The organism is Anabaenopsis tanganyikae CS-531, from assembly GCF_029891675.1.
Lineage (GTDB): Bacteria > Cyanobacteriota > Cyanobacteriia > Cyanobacteriales > Nostocaceae > Anabaenopsis > Anabaenopsis arnoldii.
In genome coordinates this window covers 49,175-56,809 of sequence record NZ_JANQDF010000109.1, presented here as the reverse complement: position 1 = coordinate 56,809, position 7,635 = coordinate 49,175, and the positions used below count along the sequence as shown (strand labels likewise).

The 7,635-nt window shown below is 42.4% G+C and carries 5 protein-coding genes; all 5 read left to right on the top strand.

What is annotated here, in order from left to right:
* Window positions 1-300 precede the first annotated feature (300 nt).
* The 5 genes from NWP22_RS11265 (at window position 301) to nrdJ (ending at window position 7,589) form a co-directional block, all read left to right on the top strand.
* A complete protein-coding gene (locus tag NWP22_RS11265; protein ID WP_280801889.1) occupies window positions 301-438 on the top strand; it encodes a hypothetical protein in 138 nt (45 codons plus the stop codon).
* Window positions 439-997: 559 nt separating this feature from the next.
* Window positions 998-1,687 carry an acyltransferase gene (locus NWP22_RS11260; protein WP_271732379.1) on the top strand — a complete coding sequence of 230 codons (690 nt, stop codon included), beginning with the start codon at window positions 998-1,000 and terminating at the stop codon, window positions 1,685-1,687.
* 581 nt (window positions 1,688-2,268) lie between these two features.
* Window positions 2,269-2,385, top strand: a complete 117-nt coding sequence (locus NWP22_RS11255) for a photosystem II reaction center protein I (RefSeq protein WP_200987887.1) — start codon at window positions 2,269-2,271, stop codon at window positions 2,383-2,385.
* 367 nt (window positions 2,386-2,752) lie between these two features.
* Entirely contained in the window at window positions 2,753-5,092 is a 2,340-nt protein-coding gene (locus tag NWP22_RS11250; RefSeq protein WP_271732380.1) for a DUF3769 domain-containing protein, read from the top strand.
* Between the two features lie 196 nt (window positions 5,093-5,288).
* Complete coding sequence (nrdJ, locus tag NWP22_RS11245; protein ID WP_280793020.1) at window positions 5,289-7,589, top strand: ribonucleoside-triphosphate reductase, adenosylcobalamin-dependent; 2,301 nt, start codon at window positions 5,289-5,291, stop codon at window positions 7,587-7,589.
* Window positions 7,590-7,635: the final 46 nt, after the last annotated feature.

The window sequence follows — 7,635 nt, the reverse complement described above, 5'->3', positions numbered from 1 at the left end:
TTCTACTATCAACTGCACTAGGCATCCCCCCGTGCCATTGACATCACTTATATAATACCAATGTGCTTTCATTTAGCGATTGCTACACACAGATGCAAGCTCTGCGTAGCGATCGCCTGTGCCAGTTGCGTAAGTCCTAATTATTGTTAATTGTCAATTAGCTAACATTAACCAACTTGGAACAAACTTATTTATTCAAAATGTTCCCATCTAAGAAAAATATGTTAATCTTAAAAGCAGTTATCACCAAAAAATATTGATGTAATTCAAATTGTGACTTGGTTCCCCTGTAACTCACCGATGTGCAACATGATTAGCGCCGCATACTCCAAAAATTCGTTCCAAGAAATTCGTCATCGCAATCGTGGAAGCGCTTATTTGTTTGCACCAATGGTGAACTTTAATGTGATGGCTCAAGTTGGTGAAACTCCACCCTAAATTTATTCTTGTGTATAACGAAAAGCACTCATAAAAATCCCGGAATAATTATATGTGAATCCTGTTAAAAATTATCTGCAAAATTTGGGATCATTCAGCAGAGTAATTTTAACGGCAAGGGATTTGAATGTAAAAAAAAATACTGAACAGTAGTATATATAAAGCAGGCTGCATGTAGATAAACTACGGATTTATCTGTGTAACCTGCGGTCAGAGGCTATTGGTCTAAAACTCTTAGCCATGTTCGTCAGTCTATGTAGATAGGATAAATTTTGCTGCAACTACACAGACCAAACCTGCAATTCATGTGAATGAATTAACCTGGAGTAAATATTACCCATGCTAATTAGTGTCTCTATATTTCAAGTTAGTCAAAATTAGGAATTAGTTTCCTATTTATCCATGAGACTAACTAATAATTGGGGAATGATTTTCTACACCTAAAAACAAACTTCATCATTTTAATAATCTTCAGTGTCAGTGCCACTACCAAAACAAAGCTTACCTTCTCAAGAGTTCTGCAATAATTGCCCAAAACTTGAATGAGAGATATTTAACCATGATTAACAAGCAACATACCTCAAAATTGCAAAGACTACAAGAACTATTGCTCACGACCCTGTTAGGAGATATTCCCACAATTGCTTTTGGTCCCAAACTGCGAAATCTCGTATATCCCCAGATTTTTTCCCAGATGGGGAAACTAATTTATATCCAACACGGCGTGGAATTTCTGGGGACTTCTGCCATTGAGATGGGCAATGGTGTATATATTTTTAAAGGTGTACGCTTGGATGCCCAAGGACACCCAAATAATAAAATTTCTTTAGGAAATGGAGTAGCTCTTGAGCGTTACATTGATATTGGATGTTTGGATAACACTTGCATATCCATTGGTGATGAAACGTTTATAGGTCCCAATGTCTGTATTGCTGGGCCGGGAAATATCAAAATTGGTAAGCATTGCATGATAGCGTCTCATTCGGGAATATATGCCAATAACCACAAATTTGCTTCTGTAACACAACCCATAAAATACCAAGGAATAACCCGTCAGGGAATCGAGATTCAAGATGATTGTTGGCTAGGGCACGGAGTAACAGTAGTAGATGGCGTTACCATTGGTAAAGGTAGTGTTATTGGCGCAGGATCAGTTGTCACTAAAGATATTCCCCCCTACTCTGTGTCCGTAGGTATACCTGCAAGAGTAATCAAAAGTCGAGTTAGCAAAGATTTGGTGACATCGTAGCAAGGACTAAGTTAACGCTCCCCCCACTTTGGTGAAGGCGATTATTACCCAAGACGCAACCAGAACCAGGGTTTTCTAAACCTGGGGATGTAGGACACTAGCGATTTTATATGACTAACGCCACGCTATGGCTATCGCAGTCATTATAAATCCTGTGATTAGTTTGTAAAATAAATTGTAAAATGTATGCAATATGGGATAAACAAGACTCGTCACTGTTGACAAACATCTAAGAGGATGTTTGTCAAGTCATGATTAGTGTATCGAATATTATTTGACCCCACCCTAACCCTCCCCTTGTCAGGGGAGGGGACTGGATTTTATTGTTTTTTGTGTGTTCGGTGTGTTCCCCATTCCCCCTTCCCTATTCCCTGTTCCGGTGTTCCCTGTTCGGTGTGTTCCCTGTTCCCTAAGATAAAAATTACCTGTGGAAAACTTATCAAACATCCTCTAAGGAAGATTCACTACTGAAACTGATCTTAAAAAGGGGCGACATTTCGGTAATATAAAGTAGTTATCTTTTCTGTATAGCAGATACACAGGAGATACACTTTTTTCTCACAACCTTTGGAGATATTTGTATGGTGACTTTAAAAATCGCTGTTTATATTGTTGTTGCCTTTTTTGTGGCTATATTCGTCTTTGGATTTTTGTCAAACGATCCAGCTCGTAACCCCGGACGCCAGGATTTAGAGTAGAATAGCCACCAATTATTAACTTTGAGGGGAAGTGCAAAACTCCTGTTCTTCAAGGAGGGGGAGCAGCTGGCTTAATAATCAGCGTTAACATAGTAGTGGCTCTCAAAACAGCCCGAAGACGTAAAACACCAGCGCCCTCTCTGAGCAGCTTCCTAATATATTTAGGCAGAAAGCAAAGGTCGGAAGATCAACGTATAATTGATCCTTCCGGCTATTAATTGGCCATCAGAAAACTGAGTGGGAGCCTGAGAACCCCTGTGTCCAAGATCCGGGATGAAAACTGATTGAGTCAGTCAAAGCCCGAAAGGGGAGAATCCTGGTTTTTCAAAGCCGGGAGAGTTCAATTGTTAGCTTGATGTGCCTAGATATGCTTCATCCAGTTCCCCTACCTCCACCGCCTGCCATTCTCCAAGTGGTATCATCAGCAGATTCTATTTCTCGTGCTAGTGATACTCAGTTTTTCTCATTTATACCCAATCAAAAAAATCCCCAAGCACACAAACAAGCGTCGCCGCCACCAGAGGAAATTCCACTTTTCAATGTGGGAGATGGTACATCCAATACCTCACAAACCTTCACGGATTCTCAGAGTGCTGCTTGTTTGAGTCAACCCCAGACATTTGCTAATCACCGACAGCAGTTGGAAGCGCCCAAGAATAAACCCAAAGTGCCAGTCGCAACGGGAAAAGTAACTCCACAACAGCAGGAAACTAATATTTGTGTTCAACAATTTCCCGAAGGCATAAATATTTCAGTTGATACCCCAAATTATACACCAAGTTCTCAACCCGTACAAAATACCCTACAGTTAAAGTCTCGTTACCCTGGTAAGGAAAGCTCGACACCGTCTACTATAGAATTTGGTTCACCTACACCTTCAGCCAGACAAAGAACTATACAAGTTATCTCAGATAGGCAGGAGTATGATCAAATACGGCGAATTGTCACTGCCGAAGGTAATGTAGTAGTCCGATTTGATGGGGCTGTGGTGGATGCTGACCGCCTGCAAGTAAATTTAGATAACTTGGTCGCTGTGGGTTCTGGTAATGTGGCATTAACACGAGGAGATCAAGTCCTGCGGGGAGAACGCTTTACCTATAATTTTATCCAAGACAATGGGGAAATAGAAAATGGCAGCGGCGAGATTTTCATACCCTCAGCCCAACAAGATTTCGCTTTTTCATCCGGTAATTTTACACCGGTTGGAATTGAGGCTCCTGTAAGTGATAGGGTCAGAAGAAATCAGCCCCTGACTCAAATCACTAGCCCCGGGGGTATTGACTTCACATTAGGTGGTATCCAAGCCGGGAATCTCCCTTTACCTATAACCGGAGGTGAAGTCAGGAGACTCCGGTTTGAAGCTCAACGGATTTCGTTTGATCCCCGAGGTTGGCAAGCTTTTGATGTGCGAATTACTAACGACCCCTTTTCACCCCCAGAATTAGAGTTACGTGCATCTCAAGTTACCTCTATCAGGGAGTCTCCTGTTAAAGAAACTATTACTACACGGGGACAGCGTTTAGTTTTTGACCAAAAAGTCTCTTTACCAATTCCCGTAGATAAACAAACTATTGACAGTTTTGAACGCGACGCCTCACCATTTCTAGTGTCTCCAGGTTTTGATGGCGATAAGCGGGGTGGTTTATTTGTGGAACGGGGTTTCACACCTGTTGATACCCAGCAGGTACGTTGGAGAATCATCCCTCAGTTGTTTGTGCAAAAAGCCTTGCAAGGGGGTACAGATGATTTAGCTGCCTTGTTTGGTGTCAAGACCAGTTTAAATGCTGTTTTCAACCCAGGGTTAACACTAGAAGGTGGGGGTGAGTTAACCAATTTAAACAATTTAGAGGAAAATTTGCAGCTTGGTTTGCGCATGCGCCAAATATTAGGCAATGTTAATCCTCACGTATTAAATCTAGAATATAGCTACCGCGATCGCCTGTATAATGGCTCTCTTGGCTTTCAAACTGTCCAGAGCAGTCTTGGTGGTCTGATTACCTCTCCTGTGATTCCTTTAGGTAACACTGGTGTTAACCTCAACTATCAGGCTGGCGTACAATATATCAATGCCAACACCGACCGCCTAGATTTGCTAGCAGCCCAGGGTCACAATAATCGTATTACCCTTGGTCGATTACAAGCTACTGCAAGCCTCAGTCGGGGGTTTTTACTATGGCAAGGTAAACCATTACCACCTACTTCTACAGAGGGATTACGATATACACCAAACCCCGTAGTCCCTTACGTACAGACAATTGCCAGTGTCATAGGTACACATACTTATTATACTAATAACCAAAATCAAAGCACCCTCACCGCCGCAGTCGGTTTGGTCGGGCAGTTTGGTAATTTCTCTCGCCCCTATTTAGACTATACCGCTTTCAACGTGACTTATTCTCAGGGATCAAATAGCGGGCTGTCACCCTTTTTGTTTGACCGCTCAGTTGATAATAAAGTCCTAAGTCTTGGCGCTCAGGTGCAAATTTATGGGCCATTTCTTTTAGGCTTACAAACAGCAATTAACTTGGAAACTGGTAGAGAAACTAGCACAGACTATATTTTAGAATATAGCCGCCGTACCTATGGCATCACTTTGCGTTATAACCCAATAGTGGAATTAGGCGGTTTCAGCATCCGCATTAGTGATTTTAACTGGGTTGGCGGTACAGATCCATTATCTGGATTTTCTTCCAGAAAATCCAGATAATTAACGATAATTAGTTTTTGACCATAACTCAGTATCAAACCAATAGCAATCAAAGCGAATTAAATTATACATTCTGAATGTAAGTTATTATTAGTACACCAGGGTGAGTAGCGCAAAGTGGAAAATTTGGCAATCTTTCATCCAAAATCTAGTTAGCGTATAGTCATAATCTGTTAGCAAGCTACAAGACTTGATTATGGTTCGAGAACTAGAAAGAATACGTCAGAGTGCAGAGTTCCCAGAAACAGCGCCAGCTGCTAATCCTGTATTTTTTAGAACCTACAGCCGTCTGACAAAGGCAGGGCTGAGGGAAACATGGGACGAGGTATGCGATCGCACCCTTGAGGGGATCATCGAATTAGGGAAGCTCAACCCAGACGAGATTGCCACCCTAGAAAATATGCAACGCCACCTCAAAGCCTTACCCAGTGGACGCTGGTTATGGGTGGGTGGTACAGAGTGGATCACCAAATCCAAAAACTTTTCCGGCGCTTATAATTGCACATCCACAAACCTGCAAGACTGGAGTGCATTTGCATTAATGATGGATTTAGCCATGATGGGCTGTGGTACTGGTGCGGTTATAGAACCCCAACACATCAATCAACTCCCTGTGATCCGTAATCACTTAAATGTCACGGTACAAGGGGAAATTGGTAGCATACCTTCAGGATTACGTTATCAACATACTAAAACCTCCATAGAAGGCAATACCGTTACCATCTATGTGGGAGATAGCCGCGAAGGCTGGGTAGAATCCTACAAATCCCTATTGGAACTCTCCACAAATGAAAGGTTATCCACAGAACTACAGGTAATAGTTGACCTCAGTAATGTACGTAAAACCGGCGAACCCCTCAAGGGCTTTGGTGGAGTAGCTAATCCCGTCAAATTACCAGACCTATATGAAAAGTGTGCATCTATACTCAACAAGGCTATAGGAAGACAATTAAACTCCGTGGAATGCTGTTTGCTGATTGACCAGGCTGCTGTTGCAATTGTTGCCGGAAATATTCGGCGCAGTGCTGGAATGCGTCAGTTTAAGTCTGATGACAATTTAGCAGCAACAGCTAAAGATAATCTTTGGCAACAAGATCAAGAGGGTAACTGGCGCATAGACCCAGAACGTGACCCTTTACGCATGGCTAATCATACCAGAGTTTTTCACCGCCAACCCACATTAGAAGAGTGTATAGAATCTGTTCGTAAACAATACTATAGTGGCGAAGGTGCTATTCAGTGGGCTGGGGAATCCGTAGCCAGAGCTAATTGTGATTTGCTCAATACACCACAATTAAAAAAAGATTTTCTGCAAGCTTATGATCAAGGAAAAGCCAAAGAATGGATACAACAACGTCACCCAAAGATTGATTCTCAAGAATTAGAACATCGTTTAAACCGCTATGGCTTAAACCCCTGTGGTGAAATCATAGGCTCTAACTTTCACTGTAACTTATCAGAAATTCACTTAAACCAAATTGACCCAGAAGACTACAAAGAACAAGAAAAAGCCTTTACTGCTGGGGCTTTATCTGTAGCAGCACTGTTAAACCATCAATTTTTAGAGCCACGCTACCAAAAGAGCCGGGAATTAGACCCGATTGTTGGGGTCTCCTTTACCGGATTATTCGATTTCTTTGTTCATGCTTTTGGTGTAGACTGGTTGCGCTGGTGGTCTGAAGGTAGACCAGAAACACCCCAAGGTTTGGCTTGGAAAGAGCAAGAGGCAAAATATCTTAGCTACTGGAAAGATACAGTACACCGAGTTGTTTGGGACTACTGCGATCGCCACAACATTAAACGGCCCAATCGCTGTACCACCGTCCAACCCAGTGGAACTAAATCTTTATTAACAGGTGCTAGCCCGGGTTGGCATCCTCCCAAATCACAGAGATTTATCCGACGGATCACCTTCAGGAAAAATGACCCAGTAGCACTAGCCTGCATTGACTACGGGTACAGCGTCATTCCATCCCAATCAGACAAGGACGAACAGGGAAACTTACTAAATGACCCATTTGACCCCCGTGTAACTGAATGGCTAGTAGAAATTCCTGTATCCGTATCTTGGGCTGACTTACCAGGAGCAGATGAAATTGATGTTTCTCAGTTTTCCGCCTTAGCTCAATTTGACTTTGCCCTCCAAGTTCAGCGTTGGTATGTAACTCACAACACATCAGCAACAATAGAACTACGTTCTGAAGAAGTTGAACCGTTAGGACAGCGAATTTATCAAGCCATCCAAAATCATGAAGGCTATATTTCCGCCGCGCTGTTAGCCCGGTTCGATGACTTGCAATCATTCCCACGCTTACCATTTGAGCCCATAGACAAGTCAACCTATGAGCGTTTAACTCAACAAGTTAAAGCACGCCGCAGAACAGATAATTTCTGTACCGTTTTGAGTCGCTATGATTCGGGTGAATTAACAGAGGTTGGGCCTAGTGGATGTGATTCTGATAAGTGTATGTTTCCTATTGAATCTCCTGCATCTTAGGACCAAAATCCAGTAGGGAGATATTGCCTTGTAGAGACGCGTTCAA

Excerpts from the sequence above, each read along its gene's own strand:
- NWP22_RS11255 (WP_200987887.1), top strand. The coding sequence starts at position 2,269 with ATGGTGACTTTAAAAATCGCTGTTTATATTGTTGTTGCCTTTTTTGTG.
- NWP22_RS11265 (WP_280801889.1), top strand. The coding sequence starts at position 301 with ATGTGCAACATGATTAGCGCCGCATACTCCAAAAATTCGTTCCAAGAA.
- NWP22_RS11260 (WP_271732379.1), top strand. The coding sequence starts at position 998 with ATGATTAACAAGCAACATACCTCAAAATTGCAAAGACTACAAGAACTA.
- NWP22_RS11250 (WP_271732380.1), top strand. The coding sequence starts at position 2,753 with ATGCTTCATCCAGTTCCCCTACCTCCACCGCCTGCCATTCTCCAAGTG.
- nrdJ (WP_280793020.1), top strand. The coding sequence starts at position 5,289 with ATGGTTCGAGAACTAGAAAGAATACGTCAGAGTGCAGAGTTCCCAGAA.